Origin of the sequence: Cellulophaga fucicola, assembly GCF_900119145.1 — a bacterium.
Lineage (GTDB): Bacteria > Bacteroidota > Bacteroidia > Flavobacteriales > Flavobacteriaceae > Cellulophaga > Cellulophaga fucicola.
Genome location: NZ_FPIY01000001.1, coordinates 936,791 through 957,010, shown reverse-complemented (window position 1 = coordinate 957,010; position 20,220 = coordinate 936,791). Strand labels below are relative to the sequence as shown.

Genomic DNA, 20,220 nt, shown 5'->3' with positions numbered 1-20,220 from the left:
AATTAGTGTTTTGGTTACGATTGTTACATCATAATTTATTTCTGTGTTATAGATTTTACATTAACAAATTCGCGAATACCAAAGCCTCCGTGCTCTCTTCCATATCCAGAGTTTTTTACACCTCCAAATGGCATATTAGGATAGGCTAGACCATAAGAGTTAATATGTATCATACCCGTATCAAAATAGTTTTTAGCTAAGTTAATTGCTTTGTCTTCGTCTTTGCTAAAGATTCCGCCACCTAAACCAAATTTACTATCATTAGCAATGCGCATAGCATCATCATTATTTTTAGCTTTTATTAATGAGGCTACAGGTCCAAAAAGTTCTTCGCTATATGCTGGCTGATCTGGAGTAATATTTTCTATTACTGTAGATGGGTAGTAATACCCTTTTGTGTTAGGTATTTCTCCTCCACATAATATTTTGGCTCCTTTTTCTACACTTTTTTGTACTTTATCATGCAGTTCTTCTCTTAAATCTTTTCGTGCTATTGGTCCTAAAGTTGTATTTTCGTTTGTAGGATCTCCAAGCTGCATGCTTTCCATAATGCTTACAAATTTGGTTTTAAACTTGTTGTAAACACTATCTACAACTATAAATCTTTTTGCAGCAACACACGTTTGCCCGTTGTTGTAAATTCTAGCTTCTGCACAAATTTGTGCTGCCATATCTATATCTGCGTCATCTAAAACAATATAGGCATCATTACTACCTAATTCTAAAACTGTTTTCTTTAATACTTCTGCAGATTTTACTGCAACGTGTTTACCAGCTCCAGAGCTTCCTGTTAAGGTTATACCTTTAACTAGATCGTTTGCAATTATTTCATCAGACACATCGTGGTTAATAACCAGTACTTGAAACAAGTCTTTTGGTAAACCTGCATCTTCATAAATTTCTTTTAATTTTAATGCTGAACCTGTTACATTTTTTGCGTGCTTTAATAACACTCCGTTACCTGCCATTAAATTGGCTATTGAGTAGCGAATAGGTTGGTATAGTGGAAAATTCCAAGGTTGAATTCCGTATATTACACCTATTGGCGAGTAGTGAATTGTACCTTTTCCGCCATCGTAAAGCGGTCTTTCTTCATCTTGTAAATGTTTTATACCTTCTGTTGCAGTATAGTTACAAATACCAATACAAAGTTCTATTTCTTGGTAACTTTGACTTAGTAATTTTCCCATTTCTTGTGTCATAAGTTGGGCATACTCGTCCTTCTTTTTTTCTAGTGCTTGGCCAATAGATTTTATTATTTTGCCACGTTCTTCTAAAGAGGTTAATTTCCATTCTAGAAAAGCGTTGTGACTCTCTTTTACTTTTTTAGTAGCTTCTTCACTATTTATATATGTATACTGCGCTATAGTTTCTTCTGTAGCAGGATTAATTGTCTTAAATTCATTTTCATTATTCATATCGCTCATTTTCATTCTTTTTTAAGTTCTCCTTTATTCTACAGATATTACTTGCTTGTATTTGCTCTTTCTGGTGCTTCTAAGTTTTCGTTATGCTCTCCGCCTTGCGCAAATAAGGTGTTTTCTTCATCTGTAATACTTTTCTTTGTATTTAGTTTGCTGGGGTTTCTGCCAGGTACATCTAAATCTTTTCCTTGAAAGTCTATAGACTCTTTTCGGTCTAATAATAGCCTATCGTCTTCTGAGTCTGCTCGTAATCCTTTTTCACCTAAAGCACTAATATCGTCTTCCGTTATATTAGAATTATAGGTTGCTTGGGAGTTTTCTTTTTTTATATTTTCTTCAGTTTTCATTGTCATAAATTTTATGGTGTTGTAAATAATTAGCATTTGTGCTGAATGCTTTTTTTATAGTCTTAGATATTACATATTTTAATATGTGTTTATCTTATTCCCATTTTATCTTTTGTTTTTTGTAGCTGATTGTCTAAATCTCTAACAGTTTCAGCTATAGCAGATTCAAAAGTTTCTGCGTGTGTAGATGCAAATATTCTTGGTCCAGGCATACTAAGGCGTATATCGCAAATTTGCTGCATATCATCTGTACGGTTTTGAACTTTAAAGAACACATCTGCACGATGAATAAAATTGAATTTTTTATGTAAATGTTCTAATTTTTCTTTAGCAATGGCCTCTAGTCTACTACTAGCAGTTACATCATTGTATTCGTATATAATTTGCATATGTTTGTGTTTTTGTTATTATTTGTTTTTAATTTTTAAGCAGTATTTGTAACTGCTTATTTTTGTTTTAGTGAGTTAACAGTCTCTAAAAGCTCGGATTTAGAAGTAGAGACACCGTAAATTTCTTGCTCAGGATCCATAATCTTTGTGTCGCTTAAATTTCCAACATATACAGCATCAAACCCAATATCTTCTATTAAGTTTTGTACAACTGTTTTGCTTTGTTGGTCTTGGGCTGCAAATGGCACAGATAATTTGTCTAGAGATCTAAAAGCTCTATCTCTTAAGTGTTCTGCTTTAATGGTATTAAAAGCTTTTGCTGTTTTAGCAGAGCTAAATTTCATAGCAGTATATTCAGATGCATTATAATTAGCATCTCTAACATTTTGTGCCATGTCTCCATCTCTTTCTGGGTAAGGGTTTGTGGCATCCAAAATAACACTATTGGCATACTCACCAGCATAGAGTTCAGATATTTTGTCTATTGCTTTAAAAGGCATTGCTAATAGATATATGTCTGCTTTAGCTTCAAAAGCATCTGTTATACTAACTGCTTTTGCGTTTGTACCTGCTTCTTTAATAAGGCTTCCTAGTTGCTCTGGGTGTCTAGAACTAAAAAGTACATCGTGACCTGCTTTTGCCCAGTGTTTACCTAAATTTCCTCCAATTTTTCCACTTCCTATAATTCCTATTTTCATAATTCTATTTTTTTATTCTGATGATTCAGAATGTTATACATTTTTTACTTACTCAATATTACAACTGATTTGTAGTAAAGGTTAACTGGTTCCATTTCATCTTTGATGCAATCAAAAAAAAGAGTGAAAAATCGACCTAAAAAAATAAATTTAGAATTGTAAGATTTAGATTAGATTAAAAATTTGCTTGTGGGTTAGTTGTTTTCTTTTGGTTCTTGACCGTATTGCTTTTTGTAAATGCGAACAACAATAAGAAATAAACTTACTAATAAAGGACCAAAAATTAAACCTATAAAACCAAATAGTGGAACACCAACTAAAACACCAACTAAAGTTATTATAGGGTGTACATCGTCTAATCTTTTTAAAATATACAATCTAAAAACATTGTCTGTGGCTCCAATAGCAACAATACCATAAATAAAAATACCCCAGGCCTGAAAACTATCTCCGTTAGATAATGCTAATAAAAATACAGGCACTGTACCCAATGCGCTACCTACAAACGGAATCATAGAGCCAACAGTAACAATAGCTGCCCAGAAAAATGGGTCTGGTATACCAAAAATTAAAAAACCTATTAAACCAACAATACCTTGTCCTATGGCAACTAAAGGTATTCCTAGTGCATTTGCTTTTACATTTGCACTGGTTTCTTTGCTAATTATTTTTAAATTTTCATCTCTAATAGGGATATATTCAAATAATGAATCTCTTAGCTTTTTTCTGTTTGTTAACATAAAAAATAAAAGAAAGTACATAAGAGTTACAGAAATAACCATATTAAAGGTGCCTCCTGCAAAATTCTGAAGGTGATCTGATAACCAAGATGTTATGGCGCTTGTGTCTATTTCTGATGTTATATCTATATTAAAATAAGACTCTACTTTACCTAATTGCTCTTTACCTGCATTAATTACTTTCTGTGAGTTATCTACTGCATACTGTATTTTACTCCCCATCATAAGACCTAAGCCTACTAAAGGAATCATTATACACAAGAAAGATAAGATCATTAGAAAAATAGCGGCAAGGTTAGGGTACCATCCTTTTTCTACGAGTTTTTTCATAGATTTTCTTAATATAACATATATGGTAATTGCTCCTAAAACACCACTAAAATAGGGTAGCATTTCTTCAAAAATAAGAGCACCCATTAGGATTATGAGTAGCAAAACAAAAATTTGTCTTATAATATTAGGACTAATATGTTTCATTGTAGTGGATTAAAGGGTGAATGATTATTTCTACAAAAGTGAAAACTTACGGCAATATGTTTTAGTTGTATCACACAAAAGGTTAACTCTTATAAAATAAAAGACTGTTTATTTTTTTACGGCAATACCTTTTGGCTCTATGCCAGAACCATATCGTTTGGCGTATACATAAGTAAATTCTGCTCCAAAGAAAAGAATAAGAGAAGAGTAAGAAACCCATAAGAGAATTAGAACAATGCTACCAGCAGCGCCATAAGTAGATCCAGGATCTGCTTGCCCAAAATAAATTCCTAAGAGTAATTTACCTATCACAAAAAGTATTGCTGTTAAAATAGCACCAATCCATACTGTTTTCCATTTAATTTTTGCGTCTGGCAGGTATTTAAACATTAGTGCAAACAACACAGAAATAATACCCACGGATAAAACAAAATCTAAGATATAGGCTACATATAGTAATACATCTGGTAAAACGTCACGTATGTAACTATTTAAAGCGCTAATAGCTGCGGTTACAATAAAACTTACTAAAAGTAAAAAACCAATGACCAAAATAAAAGCAAAACTTACAGCACGATCGGTTATTATTTTCCAAATACTAGCCTTAGGATTCGGTTTAATTTTCCAAATTTCATTTAATGATATTTTAAGTTGATAAAACACACCTGTAGCACCAAATAACAGCGTACCAATACCAATTATAGTAGATAATAGGTTTTTATCAGAGTCCTGCGTTTCGCTAATTATTTGCTCTATTGCAGTTGCCGCATCTTTTCCTAAGGCAGAAGTAAACTCGTCTGTTAATTGACCTTGAACAATTTCTATTCCCCAAATGGAGCCAACAACATTAATTATTATAACTAATAAAGCGGGTAGTGCTAAAACAGTATAATAGGCTACAATAGCACTTAGTCTAAAAGGATCGTCTGCCATCCAAGATTTGTACGTTTTACTTAGTAATGATGGTAGCTCTTTAAGATTAAATTTATGAGAATTGTCTAACTGTTTCATTTTTATGGTGCTTTACACAATCAAAAATCTAACTTTTTTTCTGTAGCCTTTAATTCAAATGAATCTATTATTAACGCAATTCCTTTTCAATATTTATTGTAAAATAAATTAAATCTGTTAAGAGTTAGATAAAAAAACAACTGATTTAAGTCCAGTATTTTTAAGTCGATAATAAGCACTCAGAAGAAAAGAGTAGGAGCGTAGAATAGAAATTAATTACTTTTTTAAATTGAAAACTAAACGTAATTGAAAAATAATAAAGTTCTAAAAGAGCAAAAAAGCGTGTATTTGTTGTTAAAAAGCCTTTAAATGAAAAAAAAAGGCATAAAAAAAGCGATTTAGTAGAACTAAATCGCTTTTCTGTTGTAGCGAGAACGAGAGTTGAACTCGTGACCTCCGGGTTATGAATCCGACGCTCTAACCAACTGAGCTACCTCGCCAGGTGTTTTTTTTAACGGCTGCAAATATATATATCTTTTTCCTGATAATCAAAATAAATTTTCATAAAAATATTATAGCATTTTTTGTTTTTTTATCATAGAGAAATATATATATTGCCTTTTCTTAAACATTACGAGAATGAGTGATAAAATTAACTATGAGCTAGAGTTTGTGATACAGTCATCACCACAAATGCTTTATCAATATATATCTACACCATCTGGATTATCAGAATGGTTTGCAGACAACGTTAACTCTAGAGGAGAAAAATTTACCTTTATTTGGGATGGATCTGAAGAAGTTGCTAATTTACTAAAGAAAAAAAGCGACGAATTTATCCGTTTTACTTGGGAAGAAGAAGAAGACGATAGCTGTTATTTTGAGCTGCGCATAAAAGTAGATGACATAACATCTGATGTTTCTTTGTTTATATCCGACTTTGCTGAAGAAGATGAAGTAGAAGAAGGTAAATTATTGTGGACAAACCAGATTTCTAGTTTAAAACAAGTTCTAGGATCTGCCTAGAAATTATGAAATAAACAATATCTTTGGCCTTGAATTTTTTTCAAGGCTTTTTTTATGATCAATTTTAACGGAGAATTACTAGAGAACAACGCATTATTTTTAAATGAAGAAAATAGGGGCTTGCGTTATGGCGATTCACTATTTGAAAGCATACGTGTTGTAAACGGTAAAATTTACTTTTGGGAAGATCACTATCTACGCCTTATGGCATCTATGCGTATTCTACGTATGGAAATACCAATGAATTTTACTATGGAATATCTAGAAGAAAAAATTCTAGAAACTATAGAAGCTAGTCAACTACAAAATAGCGCTGTGCGTATACGTATTACGGTATATAGAGATAATGGCGGTTTGTATTTGCCAACTACAAATAATATTAGTTATATCATAGAGGCTAAAGCACTAGAGAACCCTTTTTATGTACATAAAGACGGAGCCTATGAAGTAGAGCTTTTTAAAGATCATTATGTTAATACAGGATTGTTATCTACATTAAAGTCTAATAATAGAATTATAAACGTCTTAGGAAGCATTTACGCTAACGAAAATGGTTATGACAACTGTTTGCTACTAAACAATGCAAAACAGGTTGTAGAGGCTTTAAATGGCAATTTATTCTTGGTTAAAGGCTCAGTTATAAAAACACCGCCTTTAAAAGATGGATGTTTAAATGGTATTACTCGTAAAAAGTTAATAGCAAGTTTAGAAAAATTAGAAAATTACACACTAGAAGAGGCTTCTATTTCTCCTTTTGAACTTCAAAAGGCAGACGAACTTTTTGTAACGAACGCAATTACTGGTATACAGTCTATTACTAAGTACAGGAAAAAAGAATTTAGCAATGAGGTTGCTAAAGATTTATTAGGAAAATTAAATGCATTAGCTAGGTTGTCTTAGTTTAATGCAGGATTTTCTGGAGCGTTAGACCATAATAAATAATCGCCGCCAAGTTCATCCATCTTTTCTTTCCAAAGATCAATTGTACATTTTTCTAAAATAGCACTTTTGTATATGTTGCGTGTTACTATCCAAGATTTAGAACTTAACTCAAAGTCTAACTGAAGAGAATCCCAACCAGAATAACCAAGGAAAAAGCGGATATCTTTATGGGTAATGGTATTGTCATTTATTAATCCTACTATTTTTTGAAAATTACCGCCCCAAAAAATACCATTAGATATTTCTATGCTGTCTTCTATAAGGTGCGGTACTTTGTGTATAAAATATAAGTTGTCTTGTTCTACTGGGCCTCCGTTATAAACTTTAAAAGAAGCTTTAATATCCTCTACTAAATCGTTTATAGTATAGGATAAGGGCTTATTAAGAATAAAGCCTACAGAGCCTTCTTTGTTGTGCTCTGCTAATAATACAATAGACCTGTTAAAAGAAACATCGCCAGTTAAAGACGGTTCTGCAACAAGAAGGTTTCCTTTTTGTGGGTGGTTAGTTGGCATATAATCGTGTTTATTCAATTAAAGTAAATAAATTTTACGAGAAATAAAAAATAAGCACATAAAAAAAGCGCTTCTCAAGAGAAGCGCTTTTATATCTTAAAAAACTATTGCTTAGTTTACAGAGTTGCTTAACTCAGTACCAGCTTTAAATTTAACAACGTTTTTAGCTGCTATCTTGATAGTTTTACCAGTTTGTGGGTTTCTACCGTCTCTAGCTTCTCTTCTTGTTACAGACCAAGATCCAAAACCTACTAAAGAAACTCTACCACCTTTTTTAAGTGATCCTTCAACGTTTCCTAAAAAAGACTCTAATGCTTTCTTTGCTGCTGCTTTAGTGATGCCAGCGTCAGCTGCCATAGCATCGATTAATTCTGTTTTGTTCATAATTAAATTAAATTAATTGTTGTTTTAATAACTTATATTCTTCTAACAAATTTATATGGATTTAACTTTAACGCAAGTAAAATGCAGGGAAATACGCCATTTTGTTAATAACTAAGAGTGTTTGTTAATAAAGTAGGGCTTTTTCTACGCTTTTTTAGACCAAAAATCGTGTTAGCTAGTCTAAATATGCAGTTTCTTTTAATTGTAAGCCGTTTAAAACATCGCTGGTTTTCATTCTTCGCTTGCCAGAAAGCTGTATTTCTAACAGTTTTATGTAGCCGTTTGGAACTGCAACTTTAATTGTTTTCTTATCAAAAACTAATTTACCTGGAGTTAGGTTGTGTTCTGTTTCTTCTAATTCTGTTGTGTATACCTTTAAAGGTGTACCACTATCATCATTATATAAGGTAGTCCAAGCTGCTGGGTATGGACTTAAACCTCTTATTAAATTGTAGGTTTTTGTGGTATTTGCTGTCCAATCTATTTTACAAGTGTCCTTATGTATCTTGTAAGCCAATTTTAAATCGCTGTTATCTTCTTGTTTTTTGGTGTTTACGCTACCATTTTCAATCTGTACTAATGTTTCTATTACTAGTTCTGCTCCAAGATTCATTAACCTGTCGTGTAAAACACCCGCATTTTCTGTAGCGGTAATGTTTATTTTTTTGTGTAGAATGGTTTCACCTGTATCAATTTTATCATCAATAAAAAATGTAGTAACACCTGTTTCTGTTTCTCCATTTATAATAGCCCAGTTAATTGGTGCTGCTCCACGATATTGTGGTAATAAAGATGCATGTAAATTAAATGTCCCGTGTTTTGGCATTTGCCAAACAACCTTAGGTAGCATTCTAAAAGCGACTACAATTTGTAGGTTTGCTTTTAGGTCTTCTAGTTCCTTAATAAAACCAGGGTCTTTTAAGTTTGTTGGTTGTAATATATTAAGGTTGTTTTTTTCTGCATATTGTTTAACGGCAGAAGTGTGTATTTTTCTACCACGACCAGCTGGCTTGTCTGGAGCGGTAATAACACCAACTACTGTATACTTGTTTTGTAATAAACTATCTAAAATGGTCACAGCAAAATCTGGTGTTCCCATAAAAACAATGCGTAAATTGCTCATATTATTGTATTGTATATTGGTTTTGTGAATTAACGGCTATTTTACTGTCTTCTAATAAAGACTGTAAGGTGTCTAAAACTACCTCTTCTTTATAAGGTAGCATTTGTATTAGTTCTCTAGAGCTTAAGTTAGCAGAACTTAACTTTGTAGTAATTTCTACGGCAACTAGCTCTAAAATTAAATTATTTGTTGGCGGACCTTGTTTTAAGCAAACATCGCATTTGCCACAACGTTTCTTTTTTTCTCCAAAATAAGCTAGTAGTTGTACATTTCTACAAATAGTATCAGTTTTAATATACGTTAACATAGCATCTATGTTGTTAACCTTTACTTGTTGTAATTCTTTTACTTTTTTAGAAAATGCATTTATAGTTAAATCATCTTCTCTTGGCACTAAAAAAGTAAGTTCTAAATCACTGTTTTGTGCAGTATAGGCTATAATTTCGTCTTTTTGTAATTTTTCAAGCGCTAGTGTAATGGTGTTTTCATCTATGTTCAATTTTTTAGATAGTAATACCGTGTTAATTTTTATTTCATATTCAAAAATACCACCATACGTCCTTAGCAATGTTTGTACAATAGCAACCAAACTCTTATGTGTGCTTAAATACTGATTAAGTGTTGGTTTTGTAGCTGTAAATTGAATAGTTGCTTGTTTGTTATAATTCTCTTCTAGTGATATAACAGAATGCTGATCTAATATTTTTAGTGCATTATAGGTTAGCATACCTTTTAGCTTATAGGTGCTACAAAATGCATTAAAGTTTAGTTGAAACTTTTCTGGTCTATCTTCTCCGTAAGAAATCTGAAAATAATTATTTAACTTATTATATAACAGTTTTAAAAAAGTAATATCTGGTAAAACACTTAGAAACTGTTGTTTTACTTGTGTTTCATCTTCTTTGTTTAAAAGTAATACAGCATTAGATTCTTGACCATCTCTACCAGCTCTACCGGCTTCTTGGTAATAATTTTCTATACTATCTGGAATTTGATAATGCACAACCAAACGAACATCTGGTTTGTCTATACCCATACCAAATGCATTGGTAGCTACAATAATTTTACTTTTATTTTTAAGCCAATTGGTAAGTCTATTTTGTTTTTCTTTTCTAGAAACACCACCGTGAAAAAACGTAGTTGTAAAACCATTATTATTTAAATAAGCAGATATTTGTTCTGTTAAACGTCTAGATCTTACGTAAACAATAGCGCTATTTTCAGTTCGCGCACAAAGTTGTTTTAGTTGATGTAATTTATCTTCGTTCCAAACAATTTTATAGGTAATATTATCTCTAGAAAAAGAATCTTTAATTATTAAAGAATCTCTAAATTGAAGACTTTGTATAATATCTTCTGCTACTTTTTTAGTTGCTGTTGCTGTAAGAGCCAATACAGGTACTGCCGGAAACATATCTCTTAATACGCCACAATTTTGGTATGCAGGTCTAAAATCATTTCCCCATTGCGAAATGCAATGTGCCTCATCTATAGCAATAAGGTTTACATTCATCTGTAGAATACGCTCTTTTATTAGGTCTTGTTGTAAACGTTCTGGAGACAGATATAGAAACTTATAGTTACCAAAAACACAATTGTCTAGTAAGTTTATAACTTCATCTATAGAAATACCACCGGTAAGAGCAATGGCTTTTATACCTTTTTCTTTTAAGCTATCTACTTGGTCTTGTATTAAGGCAATTAATGGCGAGACTACTATACAAATACCTTCTTGTACTAAAGCGGGTATTTGGTAGCAAATAGATTTTCCGCCACCAGTTGGTAATAATGCTAAAGCATCTTTTTGATCTAAAACAGTAGTTATAATTTTTTCTTGCGAGCCTCTAAAGCTAGCATATCCCCAGTATTGTTGTAAAATATCTTGCGGACTTTTCTGCACTAGCTAATGTTTAAGGTTTTTAATATAAAATTAGTACGTTCTTCTACTGTTCCTGTAGGTACTATAATAGGAGTATAGCCATAGTCTCTGTAGGTTTGGTCTAACAATTGGTGTATGCGTTTTGCTTCTTCAAAATCCTCATACCTTTCATTATCGTTAGAATGTATTTCTTCCCATGGGGGGAAAATAAAAACTACATCATATTTAGCTGTGTTACAAGTTTCCTTATAATTTTCGCCATAAGTAATATCTGTTCCATTTAAATAAGCAACAACATCTGGTACGCCACGATCCAGAAAAACAACCTCTTCCTCTATGGTGTTTGCGGTGTTAAATTGGTCTAAACGCCCAGCTAATAGCTTATCGCTAAATAACAAAGGATTGGTGATAAAAAGCTGTGTTATGCCTTCTTCTCTGGCAGCCAAAGTAACATCTCTAGAAATCTCATGCAAGCAGGTATAGCCTAAAGCATCAATTTTATTAATAACTGTTGTTTTTCCTGTACTAGGACCTCCTGTAATAACTATCTTTTTTTGTTTCAATACGCTAATTTAATACAGCAAAGATAACTAAAATAGGAACTACATAAAAAGTGGTGTAAAATACAGCATTGCACTATATTTGTAAAAAAAATGGTATGAATACAGATAATCCGGAAGAATTTTACGCAAGATTAAAAGAGCAGTTAGATTTAAGTAGCACTTGGCCAGCTAATTACCTATATAAATTTATTATCCCAACAGATCCAGAAAAGTTTAAAGAAATAGAACAAATTTTTAATAATACAGGTGCTGTAATAGAGTCTAAAAAATCTAAAAACGGTAAATATACAAGTGTGTCTATCACTGTAAATATGAAAGATTCTGATGCTATTATTGCTAAATATATTGAAGTAGGTAAGATAAAAGGAGTTATATCGTTATAAAACCGTCTGTAATTGGTGTTTGTTTTATTTATTTTAGTACTTTGCAGAACATAAACGTAGAACTTCACGTTTTAGAATATAAATTAGCATAAATCTTTTTAGTTTGAATTTAGTAGAAAACTTAGAGTATAATACTGAGCGCGATCAGCTCATTATTCCAGAATACGGTCGTCATTTTCAAAAAATGGTTGACTATGCAATATCTATAGAAGATGCAGAAGAACGCAATAAGGTAGCTAAAGCTATTATTAGTGTAATGGGTAATTTGCAGCCTCATTTAAGAGATGTGCCAGATTTTCAGCACAAACTATGGGATCAGTTATTTATAATGTCTGATTTTAAATTAGATGTAGATTCTCCTTTTCCTATTACAACCAAGGAAATGCTGCAAGAGCGTCCAGAACCACTAGAATATCCTCAAAATTTTCCTAAATATAGGTTTTATGGTAATAACATAAAACGTATGATTGATGTTGCTGTAGAGTGGGAAGAAGGTGATATGAGAGATGGTTTAGAGTATGCTATTGCAAACCATATGAAAAAGTGCTACCTAAACTGGAATAAAGATGTGGTAGATGATAGTGCTATATTTAAACATTTATACGAGTTAAGCGAAGGACGAATAGATTTAGCTAAAAAGGAAGAAACGTTAACAGATAGCGGACAATTCTTAAAGAATAGAATAGCAAAATCTAATGCTAGATACACCAACGCAAAAAGCAATCAAAGAAATAACAATAATAACCGTGGTAAAAAACGGTACTAAATAATAGAATCTTAAATGGGGACATTTAAAATTGAGGGCGGTCACCGTCTACAAGGAGATATTACTCCGCAAGGAGCTAAAAATGAAGCTTTACAAATACTTTGTGCAGTGTTATTAACACCTGAAGAAGTACAAATAAATAACATACCAGACATTGTAGATGTTAATAAACTTATAGCTTTACTAGAAGACTTGGGTGTAAAAATTCAAAAAAGAGGTAAAGGTTCTTATACGTTTAAAGCAGATGATGTAAACTTAGATTATTTACAATCTGACCAGTTTAAAGAAGATGGTCGTGGTTTACGTGGATCTATAATGCTTGTTGGTCCTTTATTGGCGCGTTTTGGCAAGGGGTATATTCCTAAACCTGGAGGAGATAAAATTGGTCGTCGTAGATTAGATACGCACTTTGAAGGTTTTATTAATTTAGGAGCAAAATTTAGATACAACAAAGAAGAGTATTTTTACGGAGTAGAAGCTAAAAAGCTAAAAGGTACTTATATGCTTTTAGATGAAGCCTCTGTGACTGGTACAGCAAATATAGTAATGGCTGCGGTTTTAGCAGAAGGAACAACAACAATATACAATGCAGCTTGTGAGCCTTACTTGCAACAGCTTTGTAAAATGTTAAATCGCATGGGTGCTAAAATTACTGGTGTAGGGTCTAATCTTTTAACTATAGAAGGTGTAGATGCTCTTGGTGGTACAGAGCACAGAATGCTACCAGATATGATAGAAATTGGTAGTTGGATTGGTTTAGCAGCTATGACAAAAAGTGAACTTACAATTAAAAATGTAAGTTGGGACGATCTAGGGCAGATACCTACTGTTTTTAGAAAATTAGGTATTACTTTAGAGCGTAGAGGTGATGATATTTATATTCCTGAACATAAAGATGGTTATGAAATTCAGAACTATATCGATGGTTCAATTTTAACAATCTCAGACGCACCTTGGCCAGGATTAACTCCAGATTTATTAAGTATTATTTTGGTAGTTGCTACGCAAGCTAAAGGGGAGGTTTTAATACATCAGAAAATGTTTGAAAGCCGCTTGTTTTTCGTTGATAAATTATTAGATATGGGAGCTAAAGTTATTTTGTGTGATCCGCACAGGGCAACAGTTATAGGTCACGATTTTAAATCTACATTAAAGGCTACTACAATGGTGTCTCCAGATATTAGGGCTGGTGTATCTTTATTAATTGCAGCTTTATCTGCAAAAGGAACATCTACAATACACAATATAGAACAAATAGACAGAGGTTACGAAAATATTGACGAGCGTTTAAGAGCTATAGGAGCTAAAATTACGCGAGTATAACTTTGTTTATAACCACATAGTAGTACTTTGTATAGTATTATAAAGAGTCCAACCTAGTAAGAATGTAATTATAACTATTCTTACTAGGTTTTGTTTTGCTATGCTTTTTCTTATTTCTATAGAAGAGTCTACGCCTGCTATTATTTTACCGTGTTTTGGCTCTATAATAACAATGTGCTGAAACCACATAAAGGCAATGCATAAAACACTAACAATAGTATACGGATTTTGTCTGTCTATAAGTTGTAAAACAGAAGTAATTAAGTGCCCAGGAGTTAAAATAATGGCAAAAATAAATATACGGTCTCTTCCAGAATGGTACCACTTTAATAATTCCTCTCTTGAGTAAAACATTAAAGATGGGTAGACTATAAGCTGCAACATACCAAATACAATTACAGCGCAAAATTCAAACATAAGTCTTAATATATCTATCATTTTAATTGAGTTTATGCCAATTTTTAATTAAAAAGCAGGATAAATATTGTTCCAAGATATAAGGTACGTAAAAAATGTATCTTTTCTAGTGTAACTTATGTTTTATGATATATAAGCCTAAGTCATTATTTGTAGACTCCAAAAATTTCGTTTAATTTCTTTTTTCTATGATTAAAGATTTCTTCTAATTTTGGTTTAACTAAAATAGGGTGTACAAGTTGGCCTAAAATCCCAAAAGGGACTTTGTAATCTATAATATCTTCCATTTCTACGCCGCCATCTATTTCTTTAATAAAATGTTTGTGATGCCAAAGTGCATATGGTCCAAAGCGTTGCTCGTCTACAAAATATTTATTTTTTACCATATGTGTAATTTCTGTAACCCATTTTGTTTTTATACCTAAAACGGGAGTAACTATGTATTGTATAATTTGCCCCTGATACATAGGCCTGTCTGCACCAGATAAAATAATAAATCCCATGTAGTCTGGCGTAATTGTTTTTAAGTTTTCTGGCTTAGATAAGAATTCCCAAGCAGTTTCTAAACTAATGGGTAACTTTTGCTTTTCGTGTAGGGTATAAATCTTCATATTAGTTATAGATTAGAATATAGGCGTTTAATGAAGTAGCTATACAAAGCCAAATTATATAAGGCAGTAATAGAAGCCATTTCGCTTTTGTTTTATTCTTGTATTTGTTGGTAATGTATATAATTAGAAATGTTAGAGCTGTAATAAGAACAAGACCTGTTTTAATGTTATGTTGATTGAAAAAAGCAAAATTCCAACCTACGTTTAAAAACCATTGTATAGCGTAAACAATCATAAATTTAAAACTATTGTTAACTTTTGCTAAATAGCCTAAATAAATAGCAAAACATATCATTATAGTTGTCCAAGCTGCTCCAAAAACCCATCCAGGAGGAGTCCAAGGTGCCTTGTTTAGGTTTAAGTACCAAGTAGATTGTGCACCGTTGTCCATAAGTAAAACTCCTATTGCTAAAGCGCTAAAATTTAAAATTAGGAATAGAATAATGTATTTAGTTAGTTTCATTACTATTTTTCATTAGTTCTACTATTTTGTCTTGTATAGCTTCTGCCTCGGCAAATTTAGCATCACTAGCACTACGATTACTAGTAGAAAGGGCGTGATATTCTTTCATTAGTTGCTCGTACTGTTTTTGTAATTTAACTACTGGTGATTTTTTTTTAAATAGACCAAACATAATTTACTTGCTTAAGTGTTTTGTTATCTTTTTACTTAACGGGCTTGTAGTAGAGTAGTAGTAGTCTATAAACTTACCTTCTTCATCTATTAAATATTTTTGAAAATTCCATTTTACAGATGTGCTTGTGCTTCCGTTAAGTTCTTTTTGTGTTAGCCATGCGTATAACGGATGCTGGTTTTCTCCTTTAACATTTAATTTTTCGGTCATTAAAAAAGTAACTCCATAGTTTCTTTGGCAAAATGTTTTAATTTCTTCTTCAGTTCCGGATTCTTGACTTCCAAATTGGTTGCAAGGAGCACCAATTATCATTAAATTATCTTTATATGTATCATAAAGCTTTTGCAATTCTTCATACTGACCCGTAAAGCCGCATTTAGAGGCGACATTTACAAAAAGTATTTTTTTGCCTTTATAATCAGCTAAGTTGATAGATTTGCCTTCTAAGCCAGTTACTTTAATGTCATAAATACTAGTCATAGGTTCTGCCTTTTGTTTAGAAGAACAAGAAGAAAATATGGAGAGTAATATAATCATAACTAATGGTTTCATTTTATAATTTAAAATTTACAATTCCGCAGTCTATCTCTAGTATCTGACCAGACATATTTAATGTCTTTTCACTTAGAAGAAAGCTTGCCATATGTGCAACATCTTTAGGGTCTAAAAAACGTTTTAAAGGGTGCCTCTCTTTGATATTTTCGATCATTTTATCATTACGTAAAAGCTTAGCTGCTAAATCTGTATTTGTTACAGTTGGTGCAATTGCATTAATACGTATGTTTGGAGCTAGTTCTGCTCCTAAGGATTTTACAAGTCCTTCTACACCTGCTTTAGCAGTTGCAATACTTGCGTGGTATGGCATTCCTAATTTTGTTGCTACTGTACTAAATAAAACTATAGATGGATTAGTGCCTTTTTTTATGGCATTTAAATAATGCTTAATTGTTTTAACTGCTCCAATTACATTAATTTCAAAATCTTCTTTAAAATCCTCAATACTGAGTCTTGTAATTGGTTTAAGGTTAATACTACCTGGGCAGTATACTAAGCCATCTATAGATTCTATTTCTGGTAATTCATCTGTGAGAACATCACAAGTGTAATGCGTTAGATTTTGATGTTCTAAATCTGGTGCTGTTCTACTAATAACAATAACTTTATTTGTAGCTAAAAGTTCTTTTGTAATGGCAAATCCAATTCCTTTGCTGCCACCAATAATAACTGTTGTTTTCATTAGTTTTTATTTAAAATTAGGCAAAGAATGTCTAGTTGGACAAGTGTAATTTGCCAATTATATAAGGTATTCTTAAATGTTTTACTTAAATAATGCTATGGTAGAGGCTGCATATTTAGTCTTTTCTCAACCTTACGCTTAATAACAGTAAGACGTTTCATTAAGTCCATAATCTCCTCGTCTTTGTTTTCTTTGTATAATTGGTTAAGCTCAAGAATAAGAGCTTTAGCTTCACGAGAAATTTCAACTCTCTCACTGTTAGAAAGCGACTTCATTTTTCTTTTCTCAAATTCTAATGCTTTATCTATAATCTCCATACTCTTAATGTTTTAAATAGTTTTGTATTTCTGTTATTTTTGCGGAACTATTAAATTCTCCGCCGTAAAAAGATGTAATTGTGGTAGAAGCATCATCTTTAATGCCTCTAGAAGCAACACATAAATGTTTTGCATCTATTATTACAGCAACATCTTCTGTTTTTAATATTTTTTGAAGCTCAACACCAATTTGGTTTGTTAAGCGTTCTTGAACTTGTGGTCTTTTTGCATAGTATTGTACTATTCTGTTTAGTTTAGACAATCCTATTACTTTACCAGACGATTTATAAGCAACGTGTGCTTTGCCAATAATTGGCACAAAATGATGCTCGCAATTAGAGTAAAATGTAATATTTTTCTCTACGAGAATCTGGTTGTATTGGTATTTATTTTCAAATAAAGCAATTTTAGGCTTATTTATAGGGTTTAAACCAGAAAAAATTTCATCAATATACATTTTAGCAACACGTTTTGGTGTTCCTTGTAAAGAATCATCAGTTAGGTCTAAGCCCATAACATCCATTATTTCACCAAATAACACTTCTATTTTCTCCTTTTTTTGCTCATCACTTAAAGCAAAAGCATTTTTTTTAATAGGAGTGTTTAATCCCGAATATAAATGATCGTCACCAATATCTTCTACAGATATGTTACTTTTTGTGTTTGTTATGTCTACTGTATCTAAACTCATTATAATATATAGTAATTTTAGCAATAAAGCACTATTTATTTTAAAAAATGTACTTCTTTAATATCTTTTGCTTATAGTGTTATTAGTAATTTGTTTTTGTCTACTACATTTAAACCTTCCGTTTACAAAAGTTCTTAGTTTTGCGTGCTTTGTTTTACGGCCTTGTACCCGTTTCCGCCACATTTTAAAACTACTAGGTTTCATTTCTTGACGCATTACCGTAATCACTTCTTTTTCAGATAATCCAAATTGATGTTTTATAGCATCAAAAGTGGTTCTGTCTTCCCAAGCCATTTCTATAACACGGTCTATTTGTTCTATAGTTAAGTTCATATTCTATGCGGCTAATTTGTTAATCATTCCGTTAAAAATAAATATATGAAAAGGTAAAACACTATACCAATACAGCCTACCAGCTAAGCCTCTTGGTCTAAAAGTAGCCGTTTGTTTAAGTATATCATTTTCAATTTTAAACTCTAACCAAGCCTCTCCAGGTAGTTTCATTTCAGCATATAATAGTAATTTTTGCTGTTCTTTATCTGCATAAATAACACGCCAAAAATCTAATGCATCTCCTACACTTAAATCAGTGGGGCTAGTTCTACCTCTTCTTAGGCCTATGCCACCAAATAACTTGTCTAAATAACCTCTAAATTTCCATAAAATAGTACCGTAGTACCAACCTGTTGGTCCGCCTATAGCCCAAATCTTATCTATAGTCTTCTTTTTGTTTAAAACCTTACGTTCTTTATAATCTGTAAAACAGCCATATTTTGGAACATTTATGTACTTATGTATGCTCCCTTTTAATCTACCACTGCTTATCATAGAATCTTTCCAACTAGATAAGATGCTATTTTGTTCAATTTTCTCAAAAGCCAACTCAACCGCTTCTTTGTAAGTTATAGGTTGTATGTCTAAAACTGAATTTATATCACTTGGTTTACCTATAATTTCTACACCCATACTTTTTACTAAAGTAGATGCAAGTTTGTAAGATGTAGATGTTACAAAATACAACCAATAAGAAGATAGTTTAGGTGTCATAACAGGAACCGTAATTATATATCTTTTTAAACCTCTTACTTTGGCAAACTGCAATAACATTTGTTTGTATGTAAGTACATTAGGTCCAAAAATATCTATTCCTTTATTATATAGTTCTTCTTTACCAATTGCTTTAGATAAAAATAGTAATACATCTCTAACTGCTAGAGGTTGTGTTTTTGTATCTAACCATTTTGGAGCAACCATTATAGGTAGTTTTTCTACTAAATCTCTAATAATTTCAAAAGAAGAACTTCCAGAGCCTACAATAATACCTGCTCTAAATGTTGTAAGAGCATATACATTAGAAGCTAAAGTTTCTTCTACCAATTTTCTAGATGATAAATGCATAGACAACTTAGGATCATTGGTAATACCACTTAAGTATAATACTTGTTTAGTTGTGGTTTTTTCAATGTATTTTTTAAAGTTGATGGCACATTGTTCTTCTAGTGATTTAAAATTAGTTGATGAATTAGACATAGAATGTATTAAATAATATGCTATGTCTATATCTTTTGGTATTGTATGCAATGTCTCTTCTTGTAAAAAGTCTGCTTCTACAACTGTTATTAAAGGCTCTTCTTTATACCAATCTTCTGCTCTTAATTTATCTCTAACAACGCATACAACATTGTGACCCTCTTGTATTAAAAGGGGTACTAATCTTTTGCCTATATAGCCAGTTGTACCTGTTACTAGAATTTTCATATTATTTATTTAGGGCGTTGGTATGCAAACCTTTTATTTGTTTTTGCTACAGCATAGGTATCTAGGCCATTAATTGCAGCTACATTTCCTTTAGATAAATCTATTAATCCATCTTTTTGTAGTAATTCTTTATTTACATATAAGTTAACTATTTCGCCAATAACCATAATGGTTCCGTTAGCTTTAATAGGTATTTCTTCTATAAATTTTAACTCTAGTTGTACTGGAGCACCTTTTAGAAAAGGAGCCTTACAATTGTTCTTGTATTCTGGCTTTAAATTAGCTTTAGAAAATTCTGATACATCTTCAGGATATTTAGCAGATGTATGGTGTGCTTCTTCTAAAATATCTAAATGTATATGGTTTATAGTATATGTTTTTGTTTCTAATATATTTTTATACGTATGCCTTGGAACAGTAGTAGGTCTGCATATAAAGCCTAACAAAGCAGGACTAGATCCTAGATGAATAACAGAGCTAAAAACAGCAATATTTTCTTGTCCATTAACAGATCTAGTGCCAATTAAATTGGCCGATTTATATCCTGTTGCACTGTTTATTAAGTTAATTTTAAACAGATGTTCTAGCTCTTCTATGTTTTGTTTAGAATACGATATCATTCTA

Annotated in this window: 27 protein-coding genes and 1 tRNA gene; 5 read left to right on the top strand and 23 right to left on the bottom strand. The window is 31.8% G+C overall.

What is annotated here, in order from left to right:
- Positions 1-35 precede the first annotated feature (35 nt).
- The 7 genes from BT107_RS04235 to BT107_RS04205 form a co-directional block, all read right to left on the bottom strand.
- Complete coding sequence (locus tag BT107_RS04235) at positions 36-1,418, bottom strand: NAD-dependent succinate-semialdehyde dehydrogenase (RefSeq protein WP_425291837.1); 1,383 nt, start codon at positions 1,416-1,418, stop codon at positions 36-38.
- A 47-nt stretch (positions 1,419-1,465) separates the two neighbouring features.
- Positions 1,466-1,771: a hypothetical protein gene (locus BT107_RS04230; RefSeq protein ID WP_072302498.1), complete on the bottom strand. Its 306-nt coding sequence runs from the start codon at positions 1,769-1,771 to the stop codon at positions 1,466-1,468.
- Positions 1,772-1,860: 89 nt separating this feature from the next.
- Complete coding sequence (gene hpf, locus BT107_RS04225) at positions 1,861-2,160, bottom strand: ribosome hibernation-promoting factor, HPF/YfiA family (protein WP_072302497.1); 300 nt, start codon at positions 2,158-2,160, stop codon at positions 1,861-1,863.
- Positions 2,161-2,216: 56 nt separating this feature from the next.
- Entirely contained in the window at positions 2,217-2,858 is a 642-nt protein-coding gene (locus BT107_RS04220) for an NADPH-dependent F420 reductase (protein WP_072302496.1), read from the bottom strand.
- A 194-nt stretch (positions 2,859-3,052) separates the two neighbouring features.
- Positions 3,053-4,075: an AI-2E family transporter gene (locus BT107_RS04215; protein WP_072302495.1), complete on the bottom strand. Its 1,023-nt coding sequence runs from the start codon at positions 4,073-4,075 to the stop codon at positions 3,053-3,055.
- Positions 4,076-4,183: 108 nt separating this feature from the next.
- On the bottom strand, positions 4,184-5,086 hold the full coding sequence (locus tag BT107_RS04210) for a YihY/virulence factor BrkB family protein (protein WP_072302494.1): 903 nt from the start codon (positions 5,084-5,086) through the stop codon (positions 4,184-4,186).
- A gap of 366 nt (positions 5,087-5,452) precedes the next feature.
- A tRNA-Met gene (locus tag BT107_RS04205) sits at positions 5,453-5,526 on the bottom strand.
- Positions 5,527-5,665: 139 nt separating this feature from the next.
- On the opposite strand from BT107_RS04205, the gene BT107_RS04200 reads away from it, so the two are divergent.
- Both BT107_RS04200 and BT107_RS04195 read left to right on the top strand, forming a co-directional pair.
- On the top strand, positions 5,666-6,052 hold the full coding sequence (locus BT107_RS04200) for an START-like domain-containing protein (protein WP_072302493.1): 387 nt from the start codon (positions 5,666-5,668) through the stop codon (positions 6,050-6,052).
- A 54-nt stretch (positions 6,053-6,106) separates the two neighbouring features.
- A complete protein-coding gene (locus BT107_RS04195) occupies positions 6,107-6,952 on the top strand; it encodes an aminotransferase class IV (RefSeq protein WP_072302492.1) in 846 nt (281 codons plus the stop codon).
- Here BT107_RS04195 and BT107_RS04190 read toward each other — a convergent pair.
- The 5 genes from BT107_RS04190 to BT107_RS04170 form a co-directional block, all read right to left on the bottom strand.
- Entirely contained in the window at positions 6,949-7,509 is a 561-nt protein-coding gene (locus tag BT107_RS04190) for a YqgE/AlgH family protein (protein ID WP_072302491.1), read from the bottom strand. The genes BT107_RS04195 and BT107_RS04190 overlap by 4 nt on opposite strands.
- A gap of 111 nt (positions 7,510-7,620) precedes the next feature.
- Positions 7,621-7,893: an HU family DNA-binding protein gene (locus BT107_RS04185; RefSeq protein WP_072302490.1), complete on the bottom strand. Its 273-nt coding sequence runs from the start codon at positions 7,891-7,893 to the stop codon at positions 7,621-7,623.
- A gap of 175 nt (positions 7,894-8,068) precedes the next feature.
- Positions 8,069-9,016 (bottom strand): methionyl-tRNA formyltransferase, encoded by a 948-nt coding sequence (gene fmt / locus BT107_RS04180; protein ID WP_072302489.1) that lies wholly within the window; start codon positions 9,014-9,016, stop codon positions 8,069-8,071.
- 1 nt (position 9,017) lies between these two features.
- The gene (locus tag BT107_RS04175; RefSeq protein ID WP_072302488.1) at positions 9,018-10,916 is read right to left on the bottom strand and encodes a RecQ family ATP-dependent DNA helicase; all 1,899 of its coding nucleotides are present in this window, start codon (positions 10,914-10,916) and stop codon (positions 9,018-9,020) included.
- Positions 10,916-11,458, bottom strand: coding sequence for an AAA family ATPase (locus BT107_RS04170; RefSeq protein ID WP_072302487.1), 543 nt, complete (start codon positions 11,456-11,458; stop codon positions 10,916-10,918). Before BT107_RS04170 ends, BT107_RS04175 begins: the two co-directional genes overlap by 1 nt.
- Before the next feature lie 95 nt (positions 11,459-11,553).
- Here BT107_RS04170 and BT107_RS04165 point away from each other — a divergent pair, with 95 nt between their 5' ends.
- From BT107_RS04165 to murA, 3 genes are all read left to right on the top strand, one after another.
- Positions 11,554-11,841: a DUF493 family protein gene (locus BT107_RS04165; RefSeq protein WP_072302486.1), complete on the top strand. Its 288-nt coding sequence runs from the start codon at positions 11,554-11,556 to the stop codon at positions 11,839-11,841.
- A 103-nt stretch (positions 11,842-11,944) separates the two neighbouring features.
- Complete coding sequence (locus tag BT107_RS04160) at positions 11,945-12,607, top strand: DUF4290 domain-containing protein (protein WP_072302485.1); 663 nt, start codon at positions 11,945-11,947, stop codon at positions 12,605-12,607.
- 15 nt (positions 12,608-12,622) lie between these two features.
- Positions 12,623-13,930 carry a UDP-N-acetylglucosamine 1-carboxyvinyltransferase gene (murA, locus tag BT107_RS04155; protein WP_072302484.1) on the top strand — a complete coding sequence of 436 codons (1,308 nt, stop codon included), beginning with the start codon at positions 12,623-12,625 and terminating at the stop codon, positions 13,928-13,930.
- A gap of 6 nt (positions 13,931-13,936) precedes the next feature.
- Here murA and BT107_RS04150 read toward each other — a convergent pair whose 3' ends face one another.
- The 11 genes from BT107_RS04150 to BT107_RS04100 all read right to left on the bottom strand — a co-directional run bounded on the left by BT107_RS04150 (position 13,937) and on the right by BT107_RS04100 (position 20,216).
- Positions 13,937-14,368, bottom strand: coding sequence for a hypothetical protein (locus tag BT107_RS04150; RefSeq protein ID WP_072302483.1), 432 nt, complete (start codon positions 14,366-14,368; stop codon positions 13,937-13,939).
- A 125-nt stretch (positions 14,369-14,493) separates the two neighbouring features.
- Positions 14,494-14,958: an SRPBCC family protein gene (locus BT107_RS04145; protein WP_072302482.1), complete on the bottom strand. Its 465-nt coding sequence runs from the start codon at positions 14,956-14,958 to the stop codon at positions 14,494-14,496.
- 1 nt (position 14,959) lies between these two features.
- On the bottom strand, positions 14,960-15,421 hold the full coding sequence (locus BT107_RS04140; RefSeq protein ID WP_072302481.1) for a TspO/MBR family protein: 462 nt from the start codon (positions 15,419-15,421) through the stop codon (positions 14,960-14,962).
- Positions 15,408-15,593: a Lacal_2735 family protein gene (locus tag BT107_RS04135; protein WP_072302480.1), complete on the bottom strand. Its 186-nt coding sequence runs from the start codon at positions 15,591-15,593 to the stop codon at positions 15,408-15,410. Before BT107_RS04135 ends, BT107_RS04140 begins: the two co-directional genes overlap by 14 nt.
- 3 nt (positions 15,594-15,596) lie before the next feature.
- Positions 15,597-16,145 (bottom strand): glutathione peroxidase, encoded by a 549-nt coding sequence (locus tag BT107_RS04130; protein ID WP_084639109.1) that lies wholly within the window; start codon positions 16,143-16,145, stop codon positions 15,597-15,599.
- 1 nt (position 16,146) lies between these two features.
- Entirely contained in the window at positions 16,147-16,830 is a 684-nt protein-coding gene (locus BT107_RS04125) for an SDR family NAD(P)-dependent oxidoreductase (RefSeq protein WP_072302479.1), read from the bottom strand.
- Positions 16,831-16,925: 95 nt separating this feature from the next.
- Positions 16,926-17,147, bottom strand: coding sequence for a hypothetical protein (locus tag BT107_RS04120; RefSeq protein WP_072302478.1), 222 nt, complete (start codon positions 17,145-17,147; stop codon positions 16,926-16,928).
- Between the two features lie 4 nt (positions 17,148-17,151).
- Positions 17,152-17,838, bottom strand: a complete 687-nt coding sequence (folE, locus tag BT107_RS04115; protein ID WP_072302477.1) for a GTP cyclohydrolase I FolE — start codon at positions 17,836-17,838, stop codon at positions 17,152-17,154.
- A 57-nt stretch (positions 17,839-17,895) separates the two neighbouring features.
- Positions 17,896-18,171 (bottom strand): TIGR03643 family protein, encoded by a 276-nt coding sequence (locus BT107_RS04110; protein WP_072302476.1) that lies wholly within the window; start codon positions 18,169-18,171, stop codon positions 17,896-17,898.
- 3 nt (positions 18,172-18,174) lie between these two features.
- Complete coding sequence (locus tag BT107_RS04105) at positions 18,175-19,596, bottom strand: SDR family oxidoreductase (RefSeq protein WP_072302475.1); 1,422 nt, start codon at positions 19,594-19,596, stop codon at positions 18,175-18,177.
- Between the two features lie 5 nt (positions 19,597-19,601).
- Positions 19,602-20,216, bottom strand: a complete 615-nt coding sequence (locus BT107_RS04100; protein ID WP_072302474.1) for a flavin reductase family protein — start codon at positions 20,214-20,216, stop codon at positions 19,602-19,604.
- Positions 20,217-20,220: the final 4 nt, after the last annotated feature.

Bases quoted from the DNA above. Each gene is read 5' to 3' on its own strand.
- hpf (WP_072302497.1), bottom strand. From the start codon at position 2,160: ATGCAAATTATATACGAATACAATGATGTAACTGCTAGTAGTAGACTA.
- BT107_RS04235 (WP_425291837.1), bottom strand. From the start codon at position 1,418: ATGAATAATGAAAATGAATTTAAGACAATTAATCCTGCTACAGAAGAA.
- folE (WP_072302477.1), bottom strand. From the start codon at position 17,838: ATGAGTTTAGATACAGTAGACATAACAAACACAAAAAGTAACATATCT.
- BT107_RS04230 (WP_072302498.1), bottom strand. From the start codon at position 1,771: ATGAAAACTGAAGAAAATATAAAAAAAGAAAACTCCCAAGCAACCTAT.
- BT107_RS04120 (WP_072302478.1), bottom strand. From the start codon at position 17,147: ATGGAGATTATAGATAAAGCATTAGAATTTGAGAAAAGAAAAATGAAG.
- BT107_RS04135 (WP_072302480.1), bottom strand. From the start codon at position 15,593: ATGTTTGGTCTATTTAAAAAAAAATCACCAGTAGTTAAATTACAAAAA.
- BT107_RS04125 (WP_072302479.1), bottom strand. From the start codon at position 16,830: ATGAAAACAACAGTTATTATTGGTGGCAGCAAAGGAATTGGATTTGCC.
- BT107_RS04165 (WP_072302486.1), top strand. From the start codon at position 11,554: ATGAATACAGATAATCCGGAAGAATTTTACGCAAGATTAAAAGAGCAG.
- BT107_RS04210 (WP_072302494.1), bottom strand. From the start codon at position 5,086: ATGAAACAGTTAGACAATTCTCATAAATTTAATCTTAAAGAGCTACCA.
- BT107_RS04195 (WP_072302492.1), top strand. From the start codon at position 6,107: ATGATCAATTTTAACGGAGAATTACTAGAGAACAACGCATTATTTTTA.
- BT107_RS04105 (WP_072302475.1), bottom strand. From the start codon at position 19,596: ATGAAAATTCTAGTAACAGGTACAACTGGCTATATAGGCAAAAGATTA.
- BT107_RS04220 (WP_072302496.1), bottom strand. From the start codon at position 2,858: ATGAAAATAGGAATTATAGGAAGTGGAAAAATTGGAGGAAATTTAGGT.
- BT107_RS04140 (WP_072302481.1), bottom strand. From the start codon at position 15,421: ATGAAACTAACTAAATACATTATTCTATTCCTAATTTTAAATTTTAGC.
- BT107_RS04200 (WP_072302493.1), top strand. From the start codon at position 5,666: ATGAGTGATAAAATTAACTATGAGCTAGAGTTTGTGATACAGTCATCA.
- BT107_RS04215 (WP_072302495.1), bottom strand. From the start codon at position 4,075: ATGAAACATATTAGTCCTAATATTATAAGACAAATTTTTGTTTTGCTA.
- BT107_RS04110 (WP_072302476.1), bottom strand. From the start codon at position 18,171: ATGAACTTAACTATAGAACAAATAGACCGTGTTATAGAAATGGCTTGG.
- BT107_RS04190 (WP_072302491.1), bottom strand. From the start codon at position 7,509: ATGCCAACTAACCACCCACAAAAAGGAAACCTTCTTGTTGCAGAACCG.
- BT107_RS04185 (WP_072302490.1), bottom strand. From the start codon at position 7,893: ATGAACAAAACAGAATTAATCGATGCTATGGCAGCTGACGCTGGCATC.
- BT107_RS04130 (WP_084639109.1), bottom strand. From the start codon at position 16,145: ATGAAACCATTAGTTATGATTATATTACTCTCCATATTTTCTTCTTGT.
- fmt (WP_072302489.1), bottom strand. From the start codon at position 9,016: ATGAGCAATTTACGCATTGTTTTTATGGGAACACCAGATTTTGCTGTG.
- murA (WP_072302484.1), top strand. From the start codon at position 12,623: ATGGGGACATTTAAAATTGAGGGCGGTCACCGTCTACAAGGAGATATT.
- BT107_RS04145 (WP_072302482.1), bottom strand. From the start codon at position 14,958: ATGAAGATTTATACCCTACACGAAAAGCAAAAGTTACCCATTAGTTTA.
- BT107_RS04150 (WP_072302483.1), bottom strand. From the start codon at position 14,368: ATGATAGATATATTAAGACTTATGTTTGAATTTTGCGCTGTAATTGTA.
- BT107_RS04100 (WP_072302474.1), bottom strand. From the start codon at position 20,216: ATGATATCGTATTCTAAACAAAACATAGAAGAGCTAGAACATCTGTTT.